Here is a 23451-nt window from a genome sequence, read left to right as displayed (position 1 = left end):
TGCTGTGCGGCATGGATGTGGGTATGAGAAAATAGCTATGAACGATTGAGTATCGTATCATATTGCTATTTAAGCTGTTATTTCTCTTACAAAGAACTTCCACAAACGAAGTACGTTTGATTACCCATTATTCATAATTACATTTGCTTCATGGCTTCTTTACAATTATATAGTTCATATGATGAGTTGAAAAAGGATAGATTGGAAAGATCTCTCACTCAAAAGGAGAAGCTACGTCAAAAGAGATCTGCTCAATCATTAAAAAAAATTAAGAAAGTAACTTCTTAATTTTTCGTAAAATCAAGCCTATCTATTGCCAACTGGCGATGACTATCACCGCCAGGATAAAGAGTGGTGAGTACTCCATAGTTGAATTAATAAGATAATCAGTGATTTTTCGAATATAACATGTTCTAATAGCTGCCTATTTTAAAATTTTAGTTAGAAATCATTAAGCTAAACGCCTTGTTGCTGACGTCATAGTAGGTACATGTGTTTTCAGGATCAGTTACCTTGATCCTGAACTTCTTCATCCCACCCCCACCTGGCAGTCCTGAAGCGCTTGGGACAGACCACTTCCATAAGCCATCATTAGGTGTAAATCCTGTTAATACCTTTTCAACGATATCGTTTTTTAACAGCTCAATCTTAACATGGCTTGATACGATCATTGATTTATTCCATTTAATATCTACCACACTTCCGGTAGTAAATGGCCATGAGTTATTATTCGGACCTTGATTGGGTGCTGTCAGCCAGTTGAGGAAAGTAGCATCTTGCTCTTGTGCAACTGTCGCGGGTTCCACGATGAGATTGGTCTGAACCGTGGTGTTGATGATGCTCTCTTGATTGGAGGTGATCTCAACGATTCCTCCGAGGGCAAAAGGTCCCGTGTGCTTTGTTGACGCAGTTCGGGAACCTACATGCATGACATCATGGATACTTTCTGCAGTTTGATGTCCTAGGCCTAGGCAATGACCCATTTCATGGGAGATTATGTGGTTGTCCATGTTGCTGCCCTGCTCTTTTCCTACACCGGGAATATTGGTTTGACCACCAAAGTACATACCAATCTTATCAATTTCAATATCATCGAAGCTACTATCGAGAATGCGACCTTCACCGTTGACAATGAAAGCATTACCGTCTGGCGCTCGGTAATCTTCGGGTAAGAAATATATGTTCACTGCATCTTCAATATACGGAGTACTGGGTGAAAAAAGCAGGTATTTCGGCCCTTGAAACCCACCAGCAATAACCCACCATTCGCCGTTGGGGTCATCCTGCATGTCGCTTTGACCCAAGTGTTCAAAGGCTATGTTTAGAGGAGCATAGTCATCATACATGGTCTGCAGTGCTGCATTGATTTTACTTTGTGTCTGCTTGCGGCCATCCTGGATTACGCGGTAGACATAGATCTTCACCATAAAACATCCCGACGTTTCGGATTCAATCCGTGCGGTAGCAGCATTTAATGCATGCTGATATGATAAACATCCGATCTCATGAAGCTGTTGATCTGGAGAGATCTCCGAATTATCAGATTCTTCACACCCAGAGATAAGAAGTCCAAAAGAAAAAAAAAGAAATATGATGCTCTTGGTATGAGCAATAAAGCGTAGTGAGTATTTCATTAGATAATTTATTTAAAGGTTTTAGGTTAGTCTTCAAAGATAACGCATCCTATTCTGTATTATTAGCTTGAATCGGTCACAGTTATATATAACAGTGCTTTAAAGTCAAGCAAAAATAACACAGAGAATTTGTGATCGACTTTTACCAAAAGACTTATTGAATTTCATCTATTTTTTTTCAGATTTTTATTCATAACATGACTGAAGTATTGGGTACTTATAGTAAAGACTGAAATGTCCAATTGATATGACACGTGTCTCTGGAAATCAGCTTCTCTGAAAATTTTGGGGTGTCCGGCTAGGGGTTCTTGACAATTAATTCAGTTTTCGAATTACTGGCCTTAAGGAGTTTTAGGGAATGAAAAGTGAGGTTATTTCCGTATGTCAAAAATTGAAAGAAAGGCCTACGAGTATCACTCTTCCTAATAGTAAATGATTGGTAGATCCCTCCATGAATTGAGTCGCAACAGGGATATTGAAAGTTGTCACGTCTAAGAGGTTGTCAATATTCATGTAAATTGTTACAGCTTTTTTGTTAGGCGAATAGCTTGCATTGATTTTACTGATTAGCAAACTTTCATTCTCAACAAAAAAAAGTTCATTCTTTTGACTAACGCGAAACTGATTTTTCTTGAAAATAATGTCTAAATCAACTTTCTTGATCTCCCTGGAAGATAATTCTACGTTTTCTGATGCAATAATTACACGTTGATTTACAAATGACACTCCTCCGAAAACATTCACTGGAAAATCAAAACTGGTTCCAAATTTTAATTGATTTTGCCGGTTATCTAGTAATAACTGAGAGGGACCAAAATCATTTATTCTGATAAAGGCCGCTTGCCTCTCAATTTGTGTCAGCAACTCAAATCTTGTGGAGATTCCTGGGAAAAATTTTGCCAATGATGCATAACCTCCAAATGTTCCAGTAGATGGGCCAACCTCAAGCGAGTTTTCAATTCCTCCATTTTCAATGGTTTGACTGAAGATATAGTCAGTTTGGTTGTATCTATAATCAATATTTGCCAATACTTCAATATAGCTTGCCCTGCTTTCCAGAAAGTATGACAATGACGCTTTGTGATAAGTATTATCAATCAACTGATTTGCTCCTCTTTCAACGCTTCTAAAGTCAGTCAATATCAGCGACTGGATAACTTCCCGATCATTATAAAATGATCGATTAAAGGTGTGGGTCATTCTCAAGCGTGAATTTCTACTAATGCTGTAGGAGAGCTTTGATTCAAGACTTGGATAAAGAACTAATATGCTACTACTTGAACTAACCTGAGCGACATCTCCACTAAATTGATTTATTCGACCTGTAAAATCGAACTCCCATAGCCTCCAGTTCTTGAGAATATTCACACCTCCATAAAGCAAAAACCGGTCATTGTTCAAATCATTTCTACTCAAAACTGAATCTGATGCATCGCCAACCAACTCTGTGAAATGAGCTGTTTTCCCTAAGCGAATGCCAGAGAAAAGCTTATAGTAAGTACTTTTTCTTTTCGTAAACCATAGCATTTCTGCAATACTTTCAGAATTGTTACTTTCAATTTTTTGGCTTGCGAAATCTAGGGATGAGCTACTTACAGAAATAAAATCTGCAGGAATCACATCTAGTCTTTGTGAATAATCTGACCAGCCGTAGGACGCATTCATTTGAAGTGCGGATAAATCATGAATCTTTTTAGTAATGGATAAATTTTGTATCAAAGAATTGCTTTCCGTATCAAAAAATTCGTTAACATCGGAAAGCGATTCGCTATTGATACCAAAAAGTAATTGGTTATCATAAAGCCGACTTGTATGACTTAATCGATTATCAAGAACCACCTCCGTTTTTTCCCCGATTCCGAAGTTCAATCTGTTTGTGAGGTAATATCCGTCTACATCCTCCATCCTACTACTAGATTCTGAAGAAACAAATGATTGATCTTCCTCAAAATCCAGAAAATTTCTAACTTCTGAAGTTAGAACTTCTCTCAAATCATTGCTATAATATCTGACTTGAGATAGCCATTTCGAATTAGAGGATAATGGCATCACTGCCGTAATGGCACCTGTCGTTTCATTATTAAGATTGATCTGCGTTGACAATGGAAGATCGGGATTTACCGATAAATCAAGAAAAGGATCAAAAGATGATATCTCTTCATTTTCTGTAAACTGAGCAATGAGATCCATGGAAAATTGATCAGAATACGGTTCGGTCTGGAGTCCAACATTATTAGTCTGAAATACGCCAAAGGCTTTTAGGCCTTTATTGAGTTTGAAAATATTTAGATCTATATCTCTGCGATTTGATAAACCGTATTTAAAGGTGGCAGCTCCAGTAACTATCTGATCCTGTGTTTCTATGTTGATGTTTAGTGCGACATCAGACGATTGCACCGAATTTGAAAGCAGTCTATTTTCAACAAACCTTTCGATAGCTTCTACATCCTTTACCACCTGTGCCTTAAAGCTTTTTGAAATTCTTTTGTAATCATCGGAGGAGAGATCTTCTCCATCAACAAATATTTTTCTTATTTCTGTACCCTTATAAGATATTCTGCCATTTTCCCCAATATTGAAATTTGGTAGCTTTTTTAAAATATCTTCTAGATTTCTTTCGCTCCCCTCTTTTACTTTATCCAAATTGTAAATGATGGTATCATTATTTTTATATGATACCGGACGCGACTCAGATATAACAACTTCTTGCAATAATTGTGGATCGTCTTGTAGGATAAAAATATTAGATCCTATCGCATCCAGAGAATCAAGGGTGATTGATAACTTCTCGAATCCAAGCATGCGTATTTCCAGTGTAATTAACTGATCACCACTGCGTTCCCACTTCAATACAAAATTACCATCGCCATCAGCCACACCATGGGCAATGACCGTTTCCGATGCAGTCTTCTTCAAATACACCAGAGCACCAGGCAATGGGTCATTATTGTCATCTACAACCTTCCCCCTGATGGATTTTGTATCATTCTGTGCTACAGATAAAGCAGATGTGACCAGGAGGAGACAGAAAAAAAATAACCTCAAGCGAATGAATTTAAAGCATTAGTAGATAGATTAAGGTGTATCGACATCTTGTTTCATCTTTTCAATAGTCTTGGCAGCATCTAATTTTGCCTCTTCACAAGTCGGTTGAGTAGAAGAAATAGTGAACTCGTAAGGAACACCTTCGTCTACTTTTTGTAATGTTACTAGATATGTGCACCCATTTTCAGCTTCTTTAAACTTTTCATTTACTATCTGCAATTCAGTGTCAACAAGCTGCTTACTAGATGCACATGAAAGAGATGAAAATAGAATCATTATGAAAATTAAATAGTTATTCTTCATTATTGTCTGTATCAAATTTTTCAATAAAACTATCAAAGTCAGGAGCTCCGGAATAACCCGGGCCTTTTGATTGAATATACTTCGTCCATTCAGTGGCTTTCTCTTTTACATATTGCTTAAATTCCTCAAATCCTTTCAGTTTTTTACCCTTTTTTGGAGGCGTAATATCCAACTTTTGCTTAGATGGATAAGTAATTGATAAAGCCTTAAAACTGAATTTATCTTCACTATCGACTACCTCCAGAATTGCCCCAGGAAGACCGTTAAATTTCCACGGTCCGACATCAAAAGGTATTTCCCTTGTAAACCAGGCAATATAATTTCTGCCTCTAAATGTTCCAAGTGCTTTCTGTACGAGAAAACCACTTATCAATCTGGTCTCTTCGGATATTTCCCAACGAAAGTTCGGAATGTCTTCTTCAAGTAAGACAAATGAGTCATTAAAGAATACGTATTGTCTGGATATAAGAACTGCTTCTTCTTGATCAAAATAAAAAGAAATTCCTTCTTTGTCCCTGACCTGATAGGCAAATTCGTTGGGGTTTACTTCCTCCATTTCTACTCCTGAATCCAGCTTTCCTCGTTGGAAATAATAAATTGATTTTGAAGCATCAAATACTAAATAAGCACTTTTATCAACTCCTAAACCGAGTTCCTGAGAATACTTAATCAGTCCGTTTTGGGTATATGCAACACTATAAAATCCAGAAAAGCTGAGGAAAAGTAAAATAAGTCGTAGAAATGTAGTGTACATCCGTTTATAATTTAGGTGAACACTGGAGAAATGATTAGATCAAGTCTCCAGTGCAAATGATATGAAATAGAAGCGTCTATTTCTTTTTAATTAGTGCTTTAACCATAGCCCAAGCTTCTTCACAAGTATCAGCTGTAGCACTTACCCTGCCGCCAAGACCTAAAAAACCAACTTTAACCTCCACAGTGCATGAAGCATCTTCTTCTAAACTTACCTCGGAAAATTTCTCAAAAATTGAGGTTCCATTTAGTTCTCCAGGTGAATCAAAATTAGCGACTTCAGTAGCTGATTCTTTTAGCTCAGATTCAAGAGATTTAGCACTTGTTGAATTAATACTTATCAAAGCAGCAATAAAAAATACAGATAAAATTTTTAGATTTTTCATTTCGATTTATTTAAAGTAAAAAACTATTTTTTTGTAAGCTTACTTGAACGAAGAAAAATCCTACTTCTTATTTGCACAATAGCCATACCGGTAGATTCAAATAATTTCTTATAAATTCTTATTTTTGCTTAAAATTTCTCATCAAATAGTCGTGAGCAAAAGTCAATCTTCTCATAAAAAAAGTAATGAAATTATTAATTTCTTTTTATAAGTAGTTAGCTTGGATATAATGCGGAGGCTAAATATTTTCGTCAAGCTAAAAAAGAAAAATAGATGCAAAACTCAGTTACCTTTAGAACAAGGGCCCAAATCGCACAAGAACTTGGGATATGCACTAAAACACTTGGAGTGATCATCAAAGAGGCCAATATTGAAATTCCTCCTAGAAAGCTTATTTCTCATTCACAATATAAAGCTATATTGGAATTAGTCTCCTAACTGAGAGATGTGTTCTTAATATTTTGGGAAATGACTATACCATAGAGCATTAATCCCGCACTAATGCCAAAGCTGATTTAACTTAACCTGCCTACGAAGGCAGGCACAGGCCATTGTCGAACCTGCCTGCCAGGCGCAGGACATTATAACATCTATTGATTGTTCTGCACAGACAAACGATCCATCATTATATAACTTGCGAATGTTTTCGAAACAAGATCATTGGTTATGAGGCGAAAAATTCCAGAATCAACACTTCCCAAAATAATCCGTTCGCAATTGATTACTCCCGAAGGCATGCAAAAATTAAGGGAAGAACATGATCACTTGTGGCGTGTTGAACGTCCGGACATTACTGCTAAGGTTTCATGGGCCGCAAGTTTGGGAGATCGTTCAGAAAATGCCGACTACCATTACAACAAAAAACGTCTTCGAGAAATTGATAGTCGCATTCGCTATCTGTGTAGCTGTATTGACAATTTAAAAGTTGTGGACTACCACCCAAATCAAGAAGGAAAAGTGATGTTTGGTGCATGGGTAGAAATTAAAAACGATGCGAAAGGTTTTCAAAATCGATTTCGAATTGTAGGTTACGAGGAGCTCATCGGTAATAAAGATTATATATCCATGGACTCCCCCATGGCTAAAGCGCTGCTTAATAAAACGGTTGGAGATGAGGTTGTAGTTAAAACCAAAATGGGTGATTTTGTTTGGAAAATTCTTAAAATAGAGTATCAGAAGTAGTATAACCAAAATAGATACTATTACACTATGATTTTTTAACTACTTACTAGCATGGTCGTGCTATCTGCGCTGCAAGGTAGCTTGCTGCTTACACATCGAATTAGTCCAATTCCTTGTAGTGCCTTTTCTCAAGCAATGAGGGCACATTTCCTAAATAAAACCGGTGCATTCTCTTGACTGTCTTGAGTGGCTGACATGGGTAATAGTCGAGCTTTCCGTCGGGAAATGGTTTGATCAAGGCTTTAGCTTCCTCTGGACTTCCATGTAACCAGGTTTCATCGTCCTTTTTATCAACGATGAACATCATTCGAGACTCAGGAGTGTAAGGCACCTCGTTGCGAACCCAGGCTACTTCCTTATTAGCCGGTCCTGTGACCAATGTTACCGTGTTAGTTTCCACTTCATCGACAGGATCTGTAAATGTTTGCCATAAGCCGCCAACCATAAAGGGTTCTTTGGTTTTCAGTTGGATATAGTAAGGGAATGTCTTATCACCCTTCTTATACTCATCAAAAAAACCATCCAGCATCACCAGGCATCTTCTGGATTCTGCAGCACCCCGATAAATACTTTTCTCTGTAAAAATCCTATCGTCCCTTGCATGAAGGGTTTTCATGGGCTTGCCATTAATCTTTGGAGCAAATTCAAATGGCATAAATGGCCAATGCACGAAATTGACATTTTCAGGATCTTCGTTCAGTATGACCGGGAGATCTGGTTCATCCATTCCGGAAACGTGATAATAGGGAATGCTTTCTTCTAGCGCCTCTTCCCACATATCTGTGTTTCCATAGCGTTTGGCGTATAGTTTGGCGTTTTTGGTAGAATGGGAAATGTCGTGACTCACAATGCTAAATTAGTTAGAAGATACGTATTGGCAATTACCTTAGAAGTTGGGGGCAAACGTACTCACACAGTTTTTGTTTCAGCCTTTCAGGATCAACACAAAACTGCGATCAATTGTTTCTAAAAATCGGAGGGACTATTTGCTGCCCTCCTTCCCGCCTGGTTACATTTCTTACTACCGCATGGTGTTCCCGTGTTTCCTTATTCGAAAAGGTATTTAACCTGATTGTTATTCATTACCTTTTCATTTAGAAAAGTGAAGAAATTGAAATCAAGGAACCTTCTGCAGGCTTTCAAAATCCAAATAGAATATTTAATGCAACGGAAGTTTTAACCTTTTCCAATACTTTAAAATTACGCTGATCACCTTGTTTGGAATTATGATGATAAGACAGTTTCATACAACAAAAATAATTAATCATGAAGGTGATTATAGGCAAAGTAGAAATACTGCAACTGGTTTTTGGAATATTGCCTATTAATAATTCAAATACCTGAAATCACCTTCTTCAACACCTATAAAATACCAGATGATAAGCAACATAATCAGGTATGTGATTGCCGTCAGAAAACCGGCAATCTTTTTGTTAAAGAAGCGTGTGAAAAACGTGTAAATAGTCATTTAGTCAAGTCCAACAAGTATCAATAAAATTCTAAAAGATTCGCTGACTGATTCTTCCTTCACAAAGGCAAAGCTAAAAATGACAAAGTGAATAGTAATAATTCTCCCAATAACCGAATAAATCGACATTGCCTTGCTAGATAGTTTTCTACCAAAATACTTATCCTGCAAGTTCCAAATTACAATTCCTACCCCATGAAACGAACCCCAAAGAATGTATCGCAATGATAATTCATGCCAAAGTCCAAGAACGAGCATAGATGCAATAATGGCAAGCCATGTAAGTCTTGAAAACGAAGCGACGGGCATAAAAATATAATCTCTACACCAATTAGAAAGGGATATATGCCACCTTTTCCAAAAATCATTGATATCAGTAGCCAGAAAAGGGAAACGGAAGTTTTCCATAATACGGATACCAAAAAGCATTGATAGACCAACTGCAATATCTGAATAACCTGCAAACTGCAGATATGAATTTGCTGTGTATTGAAAGCACTCTAAATAGTTTACAATCCAGGATTGCTCATCTTCAAAAGATCGAATGAAAGTGGAAAGTTTTGCATTCACCAAAAAATTGCCCAAAAAAGTTATTTTAATGAATCCAAACATGATCCTTTCCATTCCATTTGAGAAGAGCTCAGGATTCCATCTTCTTCGTTTTATTTCTTTGGACCAGTCCCCTAATCTTATTAATGGACCGATGATCAAAACAGGTAGATAGAACATATATGTAATAAATGTCTTAAGTTCCGTCTTCCTTAAATGACCCTTGTACGACTCTATAGCGTAATGGAGCAAGCGGAACAGGTAAAATGACATACCTAGCGGTAATGATGCATTAAAAGAGCCCTCTTCAATCGTCGCATCTACCTTAAAAATCACAAATAGAAAACTCAGAATAATGAAACATAAACTGAAATAGAAACTTCTTTTCGATCCAAGTCTCAGCAAGTAAAAAGTAATTAAACTAGCTATAGAGAGAATAAGTAGAGAAATTAAATCGTGCAACGAAAAGAAAACCAGGCTGGCGACTATTAAAACGTAAGGTTGAACCTCTTCCTTTACTGCCCAGTAAACGCCTACGGATATTGCTCCAATTAAGAGATAAGTTAGAAGAACTAGCATTTACTGATTAAGATTCTTTGTGAATTTCACTTATTTTTTTCAGGAACCAAGTCGTAAAAATCTGCTCTCCAATATCATTCATGTGACTTTCATCGTAGTAATGAGAAAATGGATGACTATAAGGATATTTAATGTATCTAAAATTAGAAAGCTTCTTGGTTGTGGTGTAAACTTCTCTGTATTGGTCACTTTGTCTTATAGAATCCATGACGGTTTCCAAAAAAGATGGAAGCGGTATTTCAAAAACAAGTAGTTCACTATTTAAATTTGAGAATGCTTCCAATGAGGAAAATGAGCGAATATTACTTCTTCGTGTAAGAAAATGAGAGCTTCTCGTTAAGGAGTCAGAATAAACGTTAAGGGTGTTTTTATTTTTAATCCCCCTCTCCATCACATCAGGTGACCTCAGAGTCATTTCCTTAATATTTTGAAAGCTTATTGTGTTTCTGAGTGAAAAAGAATTCACATCCTTAATTCGATCTACTAAGAGGAAAGATTCCTGAATTAATAAATAATCTGGATTGTAAGTCTTAAGTCTATCCAACAACAATTGATTGCCTGTGAAGTCTTCCAAAGTGGCTGCCGCTATTGGTAATTTTACAAACTCAAAACTATTAGAATCTATTTCTTGCATTCGATTATTAAGAGTGGATGGATCGCTAATAGCTTGTTTTCCCAAAGATGAACAAAGTAGTACCACCTTTACATCTCCTTTACCTTTAGCTTGTTTATTGAATAAATAATTAAACCTAACACCATTGAAGTAGCTTCTAATTTCTTCCTTTAACTGAAGGTTTAAAAAGAACAATCCAGAAAAAATAAGCATTACCACTAACCAGACTTTTGGATGAGGATATTTCATTTCTCACCAATTTTTTCTTGCAAAATTGTCTCAGCAGCAGAAAGGCTTGTTATACTCATAATTTCTTTGGTAGATAGCTTAACCGCAAATGTTTCTTCTATGCGTGTTGCAAGGTGTAAATGAGCCAGAGAATTCCACCCCTCTACTCTTCCTGATTCCATATAATATTGATCAGGTTTAATGCTACTATTAAAAGATTCTTCTGCCAGCTTCATTAAAGCTGTCTTTAGATCACTTGACTTGGCTTCTTCGCCCTTACTACCTTCTACTTCTATTAGTTTTCGAACCTCTTCTTCAATAATTTTTCCAGAAGCCCCTCTCTTCAATGAACTGACAAAGTGAATCTGATTTGGGATATGCTCTTCAGCAACATGTTTGGATAAATATTGGATAACACCATTGCTATCGAGGATTGATCCGTCATTCGCAACAATCGCAACAACTATTCTTTCTCCCCAGGTGTCATCTTTTTCACCAAAAACAAAAGAGTCCTGGATTTCTGGGTGCTGATTCAACACTTCCATTAGCTCTTCAGGATATGTATTAATTCCCCCTCTAATTATTACACTTTTCTTTCTTCCTTTAATATGATAAATACCATCATTATCAAACAACCCCAAATCACCAGTAAAAAACCAACCATCCTCATCAGGGTTTCCGCTTGGAGTCAAATAAGACTTGATAACATGTTTGCCTCTGATCACGAGTTCACCCAGTTCGTTGGCTCCCACTACTTGTCCACCATCGTTTACAATTTTGACTTCTGTATCCACAGGTTTACCAATAGAACCAATTTTGAAGCTGTCATCGTCAGGGCCAGAAAAGAAACTGCCAGCGACGGTTTCTGATAATCCATAAACATTTATCACAAGAACATTGAAACGATCCATAAAGCGTGACCATAGCTCTTTATCGAGGTAAGCGGCGGTTGAGATTACAAACTTGAACCCATTGGTATCGAAACTGTCTTCTAGTCCATTGTCAAATTCGTCTATAAGCTTTAAGATAGTAGGGACAACCACAAAGTGAGAGACTTTATGCTTGTATATTGATAACATTAATTCTTCTATTTTTTGAATCTCAAACTCCACTGGCTTTGACCATGTGATTCCATTAAACAAGGCTAAAAATGGTCCCTGAAAAAGTCCATCACCATGAAAAATTGGTAGCACGTTGGAAATCACCGAATTTTCATTCAATTTATAATGGCTTGAAAGCGTATTCAGGTGATTAAGAATGTTGCAGTGAGATAATGGCACTCCTTTAGGATCTGCAGTAGTCCCTGATGTAAAAGAAATAATACCAGTTGCATCAGTATTGATATCAGGAAAACTATCTAACCGATCAAGCGTATCTATCCAAGAACTAAATGTTTGCTTTTGATCTCTATTTTTCTTTTTTAACAGCTTGTTGACTACTCCCTTACCTGAAGTGCTATCCGGGTGCATTTCAATATTAATAGCTAAAGGCTTCAACCCCCATTCGGAAACCATTGCGCTATTTGCAATCCATCCGTCTATGCTGATAACAGATAGAATATTATCCAATCTTCTCTTTTTGGTCTTGGGATCTACAAGTAGAACCTTCGCTCCCACAGATATAAGCCCCAGGATGGTTGATATCAAGTCAAAATCATTTGACAATGAAACTAAAATTGTTTTTTTATTAAGTCCTTGGGTATTGGAAAAAAAACCAATTGCCTTTACCCTATCCAAGAGTTGCTTATAGGTATGTTTATCTTTTCCGGTGATTAAAAAAATACGATTTTGATAATCGTTATGATCCAGTTTGCGAAATATATCGGATAAATATTCTATACTCCGACCAATCAATATGCTCATGTGGTTAACTTATATTTGCTTTGTTCTAGATTCCCTCGGCCATTTCTCTTTAACGCTCTCACAAATTCAATGGTGGGTACTTTAGTGTTACCAATTTTTTGCCTTACGAAAGATTTAATATCATTTTCAACTTCTGGACTAGCCAGGATCTCCGGTTTCAATAAGATACAAGCATATAGGGATTCAATTTCTTCAACTACTATTTTTGAAATCTCTACATCCTTTACGGATTCGTGCGACAATAGTGTGTTTTCAACTTCTGATATATAAACTACCTGTCCGGCAACATCTTTAATAATATTTCGCTCTCTTCCTTTTAAATAAAAATTGCCAGCATCATCCTGGCTGGCTAGGTCACCTGTATAAAGCCAACCATTTTTAAGAGACAAATCACTTTTATTATCTGTATCAAGATATCTAGTCATTAAGCGGTCATTATAAATTCTTAAACGTCCAACATTACCTGTATCTACTATTTTTTCTTTCTCATCTACTATTTGAGCAATGGAATCTATTGCTACACCTATTGAACCCTCGCTGTAGCCATTGGCATTACCGGGAGTTTCCCCTATACACAAGCCACTAGTTTCAGTTAATCCATAATAGTTAAGAATTCTAATATTGAACAAATCTTCAAATCGAGATACTAAAGCGGGTGATAAATTAACTCCGGTACAAAGAACTTGCTTAAGAGATCTCAAAGATGATTGTATTCGACTGCCCAGTTCAATCAGTTGCTTAATTAAAGCCGGTGTGCATGTTAAAATAGTGGCATTCGCATCCTCAATGGCCTGAATAATCGAAAGAATTTTGTTAGAATCATTAAATGGTGGAATCACGATGACAGTTCCGGAAAAAGCAGTAGATATCGCAATGTTTCTAAGGCCACTCATTGAATCCAACTCTGTAACCATCACGATTTTGTCTTTATCAGTCCAACCGTAAGTTTCAGCGAAAACTTTTCCGCTTTTGAACAAAGTTTGCTGACTTAATTGAATCCCTTTTGGCCTTCCGGTACTACCTGAAGAATAAAGTGTTACTGCGATATCATTAGGATGAGGAACTATTGTTTGATCAACATGATCTTCAGAAGCTGATTCGAGCCATTGACTGAAGTATTTATGATCAGGAATCTGATCATTTTCATCATCCAAAACAATGACAGTATCATCATCAACTTCTCCAATAGCCTGGAGATAGGTGGTCGAATCCAGGAAAAGAATATTGGCTTCTCTTTCTTTAAATAGTGCTAGCCTTGTCTCCAAAGGCATTTCGGTACTTATCACACTCACCTCAACTCCAAGCTCTAAAGCTGACCAAAGAATTAATAACGATTCAAAATGAGGTGAGGAAGAAATAATGATACAATCCCCTTTTCTTACTTCTTGTTCAATCAGGCATGACTTAATAGCTGCTGTAAGGTAGGCAACCTCTTCCCCATTTAACTTAGCGCTTTCTGAAAGGTCTTCAATAATTGACTTGCCGGAATAACGACTATTTAAGTTCAATCTTTGATGATAAAAAGTTTGCTCCTCTTTAGGTGGAAGAAAAGGTAACGCAGAATGAAACAACTGAAGATTAACAGCTTCTCTGGATAAGGGTAGTACATGTATTATTTCACTTCTTTGTAATCGTTCCAGCATTGGAATGAGTGACTCTATAGGAATACTAAACTTGTCAGCAATTTCCGAGATTGTAGCGTTATGAGAAGCCAAATACAAAAGTTGTGCTTCCTGAGCCGATAAACTAAAATCCTGTAGATGTTCAATACGTTTATGATAGATTGGGTGTCTCTCTAGCATTTTGCCAATAGCACCATTCAAGTAGTTTAAATCAACATTTACTTTCGCTTTATTTAGATCGATCCTTAAGTAAGGGTTGACAATGACTCGATCCCCATCATTAAATTTTGGCCAGTATAGCGTTAAGTTCCATGAGACTTCTTTAGGTAATAGAGCTATCAGTCCATTATAATCAGAGGTCTTTGGATTATTTTTTACCGGTTTTGTTTCCTTTAAATCAAATAATTTGGGTTCTGAAAAAACGTATGATTTCCAGGAAGTATGATTCAATCTATTCGAGAAAAAACGCTCCCACTCTGTACCATGAATCTGCTTCTCACCTCTTTCAAAAAATGGTTCCGGCTCAGAATTGGAAAGATGAATATGAGGAAAAATTAGTGCCCCGTCTTCTCTTGCTACTCTAAGTAATTCAGACACAAGAACCGTTTGATCGTAACGATGAAGTGTATCAAGCCCATGGATTAATTTGAATGTATTACTTGCAAAAGGCAATTGCTTATTGAGATCAAGGTGAGTAAATGATAAATTCTTAGGACGATTCTTATTACCCAGCCAGTAATCAAATCCAGCATATCCTAGCACATCTTTATTGCCTTCCCATACTGAAACAACCGACTGTTCTGGAAATATCGAAGCAAGAAAATATCCGGTCCACCCAGTCCTGCACCAGGTATCTAGAATCAAGTCTCCGGGCTCTAATAATTTATTTTTTATATCATGAATAAATGGATAGAATGATCTTGAAGATTCATTAAAGGGTTGAAAAGCAGAATAAGCATCAATGAGATTTCGTGAAATTTTATTGTCTATAAATTTTAAATAATCTCTTCTTTTCTCATCTATTTTATGATAAAACGAATCAAAAAAATCTTTTTCATTCTCTTGGTATGAGATATCTTTTTCAACAAAATAAGTGATTCCATTTACTACAGGCACATGAGTCGAACAATGATTACATTTTAACAACAAATCAGTATCGTTAAAACAATTCGAATACTCAAAATCACTGGAGCAATTCGGGCAAATTATAGGCGGGAACATTGAGATCAAGGAATAAAAAGCGTAAACTTATTGTCAATATTAAGCCATCTTTCAATTAAGTTGGAATATTTATCCGCATAAGTTTATCAAATAATTAAGTGTCATTAGAGACTCTCATCACTCCTGGCGATTAAATCATAGAATCACTTTCCACACTTTTGAAGCACGCGCGGGGCTGGGTGAGTGTACCGATTACTTACGATAATCGGGTTTTTCATGCTGCATGATCCATCCGAAATAAACCAGAAACAGCCCGAATGGAAGCATAAGCACCCCTAAAAAATTGCTCCACTTGAACAACATGGCTTGGGATGGATCCTCAGGATTATAAAATACGATGACCTCCCCTTCCACTGCAATTCCTTGATCGGACTTTCCGGAGGAAGTGAAGGAAACTACCTCCCGGCGCGCTCCATCCTGATCATAAAAGTATGCTTTTTCATATTCGTAAAATTCATGCTCGGTATCATCGTATTCAAAAACCGTGTCAAAGACCGTCCCGGTCGTTTCGGTCCACTCCACCATGGGATAAAGGTTTTTATAGACCACATGGCACGCGAATGCTGCCAGTCCCAGGCCTGAGAGCAAAAGGATCATGCCCATCCAATTGGGCACAAAAATTTGATTGTCAGCTCGCATGTGTCAAAGAATACGGGGGTTAGGGTATAAACGTCATGAGCAAACCACTTTACTTGTTTACTTGCTTGATGATCCTATGAACCTCTTTAATCAGATCATTACTTTTTTAGAAAATTCAATACTTCAATACCCAAGGATTCCCAAAGTTGCTGAATGAGGATAAAGCAGCCTCTGCTTGTGCCCAGGAACCATAATCGCCAACAGACACGCCATGAAAAGGTAATTCATTGTAATTATGCTGTACAAGCTTGACACTCGTTCCTTCCTGAGCTAATTTTTTAGCATAATCCATTGCAAGGTCATCATCAATACTACTGGAAATTATCACGTAGAAACGCCCGGTAGGTGAAGAAACAGTTTCAACTACGCCGGCAGCTTTCCTGGCCTCTCTATCAGCTATTTCATCCAGTTTTGCGTTGACCAGAACCAGTTGATCTTTTGGGTACTGCTCATTCGGTAAGAGCGACGATGCTTCGGTATATTGTGATTGTGCGGTTACCCAATCCTCCAGTTCAAATGCAGCATCAGCATCTATTATGAGCTGATCGTAACGTGCTTTTCTTTGGACGGCTTCTTCCTGTCTTTTTTTCTCCGCTTCTGCCTGTGCAATTTGCTCTAATCGTGCTTGTTCTTTTGCCTCTTGTTCGGGTTTATAAGAGCCAAAATACCATGCACCTACCAATGCGGCTATTACAACCACCACGATTACAATTATGCCTGTGGTCTTGCCACTTTTGTTGGAATATTCACTCATTGATTTGAATAACTTTTAATTAAAGGTAACTAAATGTAATTGACGATTTAATCACTATAACAAAATCATTCGCAAGAAATCTGATCAATTACTTTCATAGTCAACCGCTCACTGTACTCATGCATCTTCCAGTGACCGGGGTTCCAGCCATCAAGAAAGCGATAAAAGTCTGCCCAAGCATATTTGTATAGGTCATTCCACTCTTCTTTAACCAGTTGGAAATCAGAGTATTTACCTAATGATATTTCAAGTTGATTGAAATAATGACTTAGTAACGCTTCTTCATGGATTTGGCACTGCTCTTCATCAAAGCAGCTGCTGATAAAATAGGCTACATCTTTCATCCCACACCCTTTGCCAACATACTGAAAATCGACGGCTACTACAGATTTTTCCTCACTAAAGCAAAAATTTGCAAGTTTGGCATCACCATGAACAAGCGTTTGAAACGTTGCACTTTTCAGCTTTGTATCAATCTGCTTCGCGGCATGTTTAAGTGTAAGGTTATTCATCCGTGATAATTCATCGGGACGGGTGTCCAGATGCCAATAAGTACCGGTACCCCACAGTTCTTCAGGTTCCCTTCCCATGAAGGTCGCATGAAAATGTGCTAACCAGCTTAAACAAGTCTTAGCATCCGATAATTGCACTGAGCCTGGATCTAAACGTATGTGATATCCGCTGGCATCCAAATCCTCCATGATCAGCAAAAGCTCATTGTCTATTTCGATAGCGTAGAAAACATCAGGAACTCGACATTGTTGACCAGTCTGAGTGGCATACTTCTGATACCAGGTCTTTTCTACCTGATATGACTTTAGCTTACGATGATGCGATAAAGCCGTATTCCATCCCCTGGGATGATTGACATTGTTTGGCAATTGAATGTGCTTAACGATGACACTGCTAACCTTTCCCCCTTTTAAAAAATACCTCTTTATTTCACCATACCCGCTCCATAGCGATTGAACGGAATGCGTGTTTAGAATTAATGAAGCACCAGTGCAATTAAGTATGATCTCTTCAATTTTCTGCATAATCCTAAATAATAGATGTCAAGTATAGCTATTGTGATTTATGTACGTCTAATACATGGAATTAAATCAATTTTAATTCAAACAAAATCTCACCAAACCATCTAAAATAGACGTACATTCGGCCATCATATCATTTTTTCGATCCTGACGTCTTATGGAAATTCAATTATTTATCATCGCAGGGTCGATCCTGGCTGGCTTGTGGCTCTTTTTTTACCTCTTTCCGCTCAATTTGTGGCTTACTGCAATCTTTTCGGGAGTCAGAGTAAATCTGCTGGATTTGGTGTTCATGCGGTTCAGGAAAGTTCCTCCCCACTTAATTGTTACATCCCTGATACTTGCTGTTAAAGCGGGGATCAAAGACATCAACTCAAACTTGATGGAAACACACTACCTGGCGGGTGGCAACCTTATCAATGTCATTAAAGCTTTGATTGTTGCAGACAAGGCTAAACTGGAAATGACTTTTGCTCAGGCCACCGCTATTGATCTGGCCGGCAGGGATGTATTGGATGCCGTTCAAATATCTGTCACCCCCTATATGATCATTGTGCCATCAATCACGGGAGTTTCCCTCGATGGCATTCAATTAATAGCAGAAGCACGTGTCACAGTTCGAACAAATATTAAACAACTGGTAGGTGGAGCTGGCGAAGAAACCATCAAAGCACGTGTCGGTCAGGGCATTATTTCTCGCATTGGAGCTTCAACTAACTTTTTAGAAGTACTGGAAAGGCCGGAAGAAATATCCAAGTTAGTCTTGTCTCACGGACTGGATGCCGGAACAGCATTTGAAATTCTTTCCATTGACATTGCTGATATAAATATTGGAAGAAATATTGGAGCGAAACTCCAGATTGATCAGGCCATGGCTGACCTGGAAATAGCAAAGGCTAAAGCAGAAGAGCGTCGTGCACAGGCAGTTGCGCTTAGTCAGGAAATGCTCGCCAAAGTACAAGAGGCCCGGGCGAAAGTCATCCAGGCGCAAGCAGAAATTCCTGCAGGATTATCGATGGCCTACAGGAAGGGTAAACTAATGACATCAAGGTGAATTCAATATTAAAAGGCCATGTTTGATTGCATGAGTTTGTAAAACCCTCAATCAGCCCTTGTTATCTTTTGAATGATTCCGTATTTTTTCTAAATGAAGCATACCCATTTTACGAAAAGTGCAGTGTTTTTAAAAGCTATTTGCTTTTGCAGCTTAATCATTGTCCAGATAGGATGTACAGTCAAAAATGATAAGCAATATCAGGAAGAGCAAAAAAGCAATCGTGTCAAAATTGAAGATGTGGATCGTGGCATACGTATGCACATAAGCAAAGAAGTGGCTGCCAATGACGGTTACTTTCATTATGATGGTGACACCCTTGCACTCGAATTGAAGTTGGTTCGTGTGCATACGGAATATCTATCTGTACTTGGCTCAAATGAGTTTTTTGCCTGTGTCGATCTTGCGACTGTTGATGGTGATGTCTATGATGTGGACTTCTTTCTGAAAGGAACCGCTGATAGCATGGAGGTAACAAGCACGAATCTACATAAGCTTAATGGCAAGCCTTACTACACATGGAAGCAAGCAAAAGACAAAACATGGACAACTGTTCCGGTTAAGAACGCTTCGAATGATTTACTGGGAGTCATTGAAGGTCAGGATCGTTTCACATTTACTTACCAAGTGATCTTACCCGAGCTCAACACCGAAGCAAGAATGTGGCTACCGCTAGCTCAAAGTGACCGCTTTCAGCAAATAGAAAGACAGCAAATCAATGCCCCTGGGGACTACCGAATAATCCGGGAAGTGACTCATGGCAATGAAATTCTGTTCATGGAACTTGCACCTGTACATAGTAATCAAGTAGTCACTGTAACCTATAATGTAGTCCGTGAAGAAAAGAGCCCCTACAGGGAAGATGATATAAACCGGGACATGTACCTCACCGGCACACCTCTCATCCCGGTTACGGAACGTTTTGCAACCATCGCTCAAGAGGCTCTTATAAAACGAAATGCCAGTACCCCATTATCCGAAGCAAGAGCCCTGTATGATTATGTCATAGACAATATGCGCTATGCCAAACAAGGTACTTATGGAACAGGTGATGCTAATTATGCCTGTGACAGCAAATCAGGAAATTGCACTGAGTTTCATTCCTTTTTTATTGCCCTGGCTATGTCTGTAGGCATCCCTGCCCGGTTTGCAGTGGGGGCGTCTATTCCATCAGAAAGAGATGAAGGAGGTGTGAACGGTTACCATTGTTGGGCAGAGTTTTATGCAGAAGGCAAATGGTGGCCAGTAGATATTAGTGAAGCAAATAAGTACACGCCTTTAGCCACCTATTACTTTGGGCATCACCCTGCCAATCGAATTGAATTTAGCAGGGGACGAAATCTTGAGTTTAGTCCCGGACCTGCATCCGGTTCTGTCCCCTTTATGGCCTACCCTATTTTTGAAATAAATGGGGAGTCTGCCCATGTGAAAACGAATTTTTCATTTGAGCGAAAGAGCAAAGATGCTTCAAGCTAAATAGCTATTCACTATCCTCTTCTGAGGCTGGATTTGTCTCTGTTGAGGTGCTGTCTGCCTCAGCTTCATCACCACTGGGATGCTCACCGCTAGGGTGCTCACTATCATCGGATGGGTGTTCGTCTGATGCAGCTTCCTCTGCAGATTCAGATGCTTCTTCCGTTTGTTCACTACTGTCCTCTGATTGGCTTCCACCAGTACAAGAAGCAATTGTGGTGGCTGTGAAAATAACAACTAAAGCCATCGCAAACAGTGACTTTAAGGTTTTGGTTAGATTTTTCATAATGTAATATTAAAATCGTTTCAAACGAGATAGAAATGTAATGGTATTTTAATCAAAACTAAAATGTCTGCTCGATTAATAAATGGATTGAACTTTAAGTTTACTACAATCAAAGGTGTGTTTTTACCAACTCATTGATCATTCGAAGGGATAATGGTTTAACTTTAATATCGGAAACAAATTCATTCTGTTTAGCTAACGCATGATCTGTCTGTTCTATTGATGAGGTTAGCATAACTACTTTATCAACCATCACATTCCCATTTTGAGTAGCATAATGCCTTAAAAATTCCCAACCATCCATGATAGGCATATTGATATCGAGCAACAGCAAGGAGCCTTTTTCCTCATCTGTCCTGTTTTTAAGATAACTCAATGCTTCCAGAGGGGAAGAATAAGTTAGTATCTCATTTACAAGCTTTGATCCTTCAATGATGAACTTGTTGAGGTAATTGGTTTGATTGTCATCATCAATAAGTACTATTCGCTTCGTCATTTATCTAAAATTATCCCAATGGATTGATTAAAACAGTAAACTACGAATATTTACAATAGAATCGATCGAGAAGTTATTCTATCATCAACGGCCATTTAAGTTCCACGATAAATTTCTACCCACTAAGATCGTTACAAAAGGCCTATATTCTTAAAATAAAGGTGACATACACATTGCGAAGAATAACCTGCGCCCCTCATCTGTTTTTGGAATAGCGACCTAACACCAAGAAGCTTGGGGTGAGTTATTACATCAATCCGACTCAGACACATCCATTTCCTCCCTTGGCAGCATCTCATCTTGCATGGCTGTGTTATACACAAATCCTGCAACGATCGTAGCGATCTGCTGTAGGTCATCGATTACGAGGCGCTCGTAGGTGTCCATGTTGGTGTGGTGCGTACGAGACCAGTATTCTACCGGATCCTGGATAAACTGAAATCCGGGTATGCCCACTGCATCAAAGCCCAGGTGGTCTGTGCCACCGGTATTGCGTACCGTGATGGTGGTGTTTTCCATGATGTCTTCGTATGGCTTAAACCATTCAGAAAAGATAGGGCCTACGGCTTCATTGCCTTGCAGGTAGATGCCGCGTATCCTTCCGGTACCATTGTCTATGTTGTAGTAAGCAGAGATTTTTTCATGCTCAGGCTTCAGGGTCATCGTTTCCGAATCGCCGAAATGATTTTTCACATAGTTGCGTGAGCCGTAGATCCCCTGCTCTTCCCCACCCCAAAGGGCGATACGGATGGTTCGTTTCGGTTGCAATCCTGCAGCTTGTAGTATTCTTACTGCCTCCATCATTACGATACATCCCGCGCCATTATCTGTAGCTCCGGTACCACCGTGCCAAGAGTCTAAATGCCCTCCCAACATCACTACTTCATCTTTCAGTTTTTTATCTGTGCCTGGTATCTCAGCAATCACATTGTACCCTTGTATGTCGTCTTCATTAAAGGTGGTCTTCACCTCTCCTTCCAACACCACTTCTACACCATTCTCCACCAGTCGGGCCATCAGGTTCACGTGCTCTGGAGCCGTCTCTAGCTCAGCAGCTCCGATTGCCGCATCCATTTTATATCCCTGCGGACTGCTGGTAAACAGCGTCCCATGACGACCATTCACCCCTTTGATAATCAGTGCCACTCCCTCTTCCGTTAGGAAAGTATTCAGTGTCTCGCTAAACTCCCTACGCTTTCGCCATGCTGCGATCTGCTCGGGTGTCCATCCGCTGCTCTCCACGCGAGGCTCGGTCATTTCGTTGAGCTCTTCTTCGGTGTATCGCAGCGCATCTGCTTTAAACGTCGGCGACTGATCTCCACGAGGTTTGAAGGCAACAATAGCACCTTTCAGTTTGCCTTTGTATTGTTCAAAATCCTCTTCGCTGTTGATCTCTACAAACTGCACTTTTCCGGACACAGGGCCATCTGTGCTTCCTGTCCATGCTTTGGGCACTGCAATGAATGGCATGTAATAAGGTTTGGTCATCGCCACATAGCTCTTGTTGACTTCCCAGCCCTTGCCAAACTCACCCCAGGCTTCTTTTTGTGCATTTTCCAGTCCCCACTCCGTCAGCTGGCTAATGGCATACTGAGCTGCTCTTTCATACCCGGCCGAATTAGATAAACGAGGGCCTGCTTTATCTATAAGTTCAAACGCAATCTGTTCAACTTGTGAGTTTTCCAGGCCTTCTTTCTTGATCTTTTCTATCGCTTCGGTATCAATAGTCTCCTGAGCAAGGGTAACCAACGCGAATAGTAATGCTGGGATAAGTAGTAATCTTTTCATGGTATAAGGGTTAGGTTTCGAGATGATAAATATACTCATCCGCATAGAAGGTGTAATGAATTTGTGATGAGTGGAGTTTTGGGGTTGTATATGAGGTTTGATGAGACCGTATTTTTCTTTTCCCTAATGCCGGAGGCACCTACTTTTACATCGACAAAAGTAGCGGTCCAACGATTCGGCAAAAGTCTAGAAACCCAAAAGCTATCACCCCACAAGGCACGACGCTGGCCGGAATGCCGGACCATCTCCGAGGTTTCCTTCCCATCGCGCCTTCCTCATTTAAGATAACTACAGCCTTCGGCCATGAAATGCACCAGACTTAATAGCCGGAACGGCGAATTCGCTAAAACCACGGGGTTGACTTGTGCGGTGGCCGGGATTTGGTTTTAGCTTGACCTTTTTGCTTCGTTTTTGGGTCAAACCAAAAATGAAGGGCCACCACGGCCTTTAGTTTAGTCTTCTATAATTATTTCAAGAGATGT

At 38.8% G+C, this 23451-nt stretch carries 19 protein-coding genes; 3 read left to right on the top strand and 16 right to left on the bottom strand.

What is annotated here, in order from left to right:
* Positions 1-437 precede the first annotated feature (437 nt).
* From RIC88_RS15640 to RIC88_RS15620, 5 genes are all read right to left on the bottom strand, one after another.
* The gene (locus RIC88_RS15640) at positions 438-1634 is read right to left on the bottom strand and encodes a hypothetical protein (RefSeq protein ID WP_350218501.1); all 1197 of its coding nucleotides are present in this window, start codon (positions 1632-1634) and stop codon (positions 438-440) included.
* 384 nt (positions 1635-2018) lie between these two features.
* Entirely contained in the window at positions 2019-4679 is a 2661-nt protein-coding gene (locus RIC88_RS15635) for a carboxypeptidase-like regulatory domain-containing protein (RefSeq protein ID WP_350218500.1), read from the bottom strand.
* 30 nt (positions 4680-4709) lie between these two features.
* A complete protein-coding gene (locus RIC88_RS15630; protein ID WP_350218499.1) occupies positions 4710-4982 on the bottom strand; it encodes a hypothetical protein in 273 nt (90 codons plus the stop codon).
* A complete protein-coding gene (locus RIC88_RS15625; protein WP_350218498.1) occupies positions 4972-5736 on the bottom strand; it encodes a GLPGLI family protein in 765 nt (254 codons plus the stop codon). The genes RIC88_RS15630 and RIC88_RS15625 overlap by 11 nt, the downstream gene beginning before the upstream one ends.
* Before the next feature lie 76 nt (positions 5737-5812).
* Complete coding sequence (locus RIC88_RS15620) at positions 5813-6121, bottom strand: hypothetical protein (protein WP_350218497.1); 309 nt, start codon at positions 6119-6121, stop codon at positions 5813-5815.
* Between the two features lie 666 nt (positions 6122-6787).
* On the opposite strand from RIC88_RS15620, the gene greB reads away from it, so the two are divergent.
* Positions 6788-7303: a transcription elongation factor GreB gene (gene greB / locus RIC88_RS15615; RefSeq protein WP_350218496.1), complete on the top strand. Its 516-nt coding sequence runs from the start codon at positions 6788-6790 to the stop codon at positions 7301-7303.
* Between the two features lie 100 nt (positions 7304-7403).
* Here the strand turns inward: greB and RIC88_RS15610 are convergent, their stop codons facing one another.
* The 8 genes from RIC88_RS15610 to RIC88_RS15575 form a co-directional block, all read right to left on the bottom strand.
* Entirely contained in the window at positions 7404-8150 is a 747-nt protein-coding gene (locus RIC88_RS15610; protein ID WP_350218495.1) for an SOS response-associated peptidase, read from the bottom strand.
* Between the two features lie 621 nt (positions 8151-8771).
* Positions 8772-9899 (bottom strand): MBOAT family O-acyltransferase, encoded by a 1128-nt coding sequence (locus tag RIC88_RS15605; RefSeq protein ID WP_350218494.1) that lies wholly within the window; start codon positions 9897-9899, stop codon positions 8772-8774.
* 7 nt (positions 9900-9906) lie between these two features.
* A complete protein-coding gene (locus tag RIC88_RS15600; RefSeq protein ID WP_350218493.1) occupies positions 9907-10761 on the bottom strand; it encodes a hypothetical protein in 855 nt (284 codons plus the stop codon).
* On the bottom strand, positions 10758-12602 hold the full coding sequence (locus tag RIC88_RS15595; protein ID WP_350218492.1) for an AMP-binding protein: 1845 nt from the start codon (positions 12600-12602) through the stop codon (positions 10758-10760). Before RIC88_RS15595 ends, RIC88_RS15600 begins: the two co-directional genes overlap by 4 nt.
* The gene (locus RIC88_RS15590; protein WP_350218491.1) at positions 12599-15340 is read right to left on the bottom strand and encodes an AMP-binding protein; all 2742 of its coding nucleotides are present in this window, start codon (positions 15338-15340) and stop codon (positions 12599-12601) included. The genes RIC88_RS15595 and RIC88_RS15590 overlap by 4 nt, the downstream gene beginning before the upstream one ends.
* A gap of 297 nt (positions 15341-15637) precedes the next feature.
* Entirely contained in the window at positions 15638-16084 is a 447-nt protein-coding gene (locus tag RIC88_RS15585; protein ID WP_350218490.1) for a DUF3592 domain-containing protein, read from the bottom strand.
* Between the two features lie 115 nt (positions 16085-16199).
* Complete coding sequence (locus RIC88_RS15580; RefSeq protein ID WP_350218489.1) at positions 16200-16838, bottom strand: SPOR domain-containing protein; 639 nt, start codon at positions 16836-16838, stop codon at positions 16200-16202.
* A 65-nt stretch (positions 16839-16903) separates the two neighbouring features.
* Complete coding sequence (locus RIC88_RS15575; protein WP_350218488.1) at positions 16904-17875, bottom strand: phosphotransferase; 972 nt, start codon at positions 17873-17875, stop codon at positions 16904-16906.
* Positions 17876-18029: 154 nt separating this feature from the next.
* On the opposite strand from RIC88_RS15575, the gene floA reads away from it, so the two are divergent.
* Both floA and RIC88_RS15565 read left to right on the top strand, forming a co-directional pair.
* Positions 18030-18926 (top strand): flotillin-like protein FloA, encoded by an 897-nt coding sequence (floA, locus tag RIC88_RS15570; RefSeq protein ID WP_350218487.1) that lies wholly within the window; start codon positions 18030-18032, stop codon positions 18924-18926.
* A gap of 93 nt (positions 18927-19019) precedes the next feature.
* On the top strand, positions 19020-20402 hold the full coding sequence (locus RIC88_RS15565; RefSeq protein WP_350218486.1) for a transglutaminase-like domain-containing protein: 1383 nt from the start codon (positions 19020-19022) through the stop codon (positions 20400-20402).
* A gap of 4 nt (positions 20403-20406) precedes the next feature.
* Here RIC88_RS15565 and RIC88_RS15560 read toward each other — a convergent pair whose 3' ends face one another.
* The 3 genes from RIC88_RS15560 to RIC88_RS15550 form a co-directional block, all read right to left on the bottom strand.
* Positions 20407-20685, bottom strand: a complete 279-nt coding sequence (locus tag RIC88_RS15560) for a hypothetical protein (RefSeq protein WP_350218485.1) — start codon at positions 20683-20685, stop codon at positions 20407-20409.
* Positions 20686-20794: 109 nt separating this feature from the next.
* Positions 20795-21181: a response regulator gene (locus tag RIC88_RS15555; RefSeq protein ID WP_350218484.1), complete on the bottom strand. Its 387-nt coding sequence runs from the start codon at positions 21179-21181 to the stop codon at positions 20795-20797.
* 252 nt (positions 21182-21433) lie between these two features.
* Complete coding sequence (locus RIC88_RS15550; protein ID WP_350218483.1) at positions 21434-22969, bottom strand: M28 family metallopeptidase; 1536 nt, start codon at positions 22967-22969, stop codon at positions 21434-21436.
* Positions 22970-23451 lie beyond the last annotated feature (482 nt).

The sequence above is a fragment of the Ekhidna sp. genome, from assembly GCF_040220215.1.
Classification (GTDB): Bacteria; Bacteroidota; Bacteroidia; order Cytophagales; family Cyclobacteriaceae; genus Ekhidna.
Note: the sequence above shows the minus strand (reverse complement) of the source record. Positions and strands in the feature narration are given on the sequence as shown.

Excerpts from the sequence above, each read along its gene's own strand:
- RIC88_RS15625 (WP_350218498.1), bottom strand. The coding sequence starts at position 5,736 with ATGTACACTACATTTCTACGACTTATTTTACTTTTCCTCAGCTTTTCT.
- RIC88_RS15600 (WP_350218493.1), bottom strand. The coding sequence starts at position 10,761 with ATGAAATATCCTCATCCAAAAGTCTGGTTAGTGGTAATGCTTATTTTT.
- RIC88_RS15575 (WP_350218488.1), bottom strand. The coding sequence starts at position 17,875 with ATGCAGAAAATTGAAGAGATCATACTTAATTGCACTGGTGCTTCATTA.
- RIC88_RS15580 (WP_350218489.1), bottom strand. The coding sequence starts at position 16,838 with ATGAGTGAATATTCCAACAAAAGTGGCAAGACCACAGGCATAATTGTA.
- RIC88_RS15565 (WP_350218486.1), top strand. The coding sequence starts at position 19,020 with ATGAAGCATACCCATTTTACGAAAAGTGCAGTGTTTTTAAAAGCTATT.
- RIC88_RS15560 (WP_350218485.1), bottom strand. The coding sequence starts at position 20,685 with ATGAAAAATCTAACCAAAACCTTAAAGTCACTGTTTGCGATGGCTTTA.
- RIC88_RS15630 (WP_350218499.1), bottom strand. The coding sequence starts at position 4,982 with ATGAAGAATAACTATTTAATTTTCATAATGATTCTATTTTCATCTCTT.
- greB (WP_350218496.1), top strand. The coding sequence starts at position 6,788 with ATGAGGCGAAAAATTCCAGAATCAACACTTCCCAAAATAATCCGTTCG.
- RIC88_RS15585 (WP_350218490.1), bottom strand. The coding sequence starts at position 16,084 with ATGCGAGCTGACAATCAAATTTTTGTGCCCAATTGGATGGGCATGATC.
- RIC88_RS15620 (WP_350218497.1), bottom strand. The coding sequence starts at position 6,121 with ATGAAAAATCTAAAAATTTTATCTGTATTTTTTATTGCTGCTTTGATA.
- floA (WP_350218487.1), top strand. The coding sequence starts at position 18,030 with ATGGAAATTCAATTATTTATCATCGCAGGGTCGATCCTGGCTGGCTTG.
- RIC88_RS15605 (WP_350218494.1), bottom strand. The coding sequence starts at position 9,899 with ATGCTAGTTCTTCTAACTTATCTCTTAATTGGAGCAATATCCGTAGGC.
- RIC88_RS15595 (WP_350218492.1), bottom strand. The coding sequence starts at position 12,602 with ATGAGCATATTGATTGGTCGGAGTATAGAATATTTATCCGATATATTT.
- RIC88_RS15550 (WP_350218483.1), bottom strand. The coding sequence starts at position 22,969 with ATGAAAAGATTACTACTTATCCCAGCATTACTATTCGCGTTGGTTACC.
- RIC88_RS15555 (WP_350218484.1), bottom strand. The coding sequence starts at position 21,181 with ATGACGAAGCGAATAGTACTTATTGATGATGACAATCAAACCAATTAC.
- RIC88_RS15640 (WP_350218501.1), bottom strand. The coding sequence starts at position 1,634 with ATGAAATACTCACTACGCTTTATTGCTCATACCAAGAGCATCATATTT.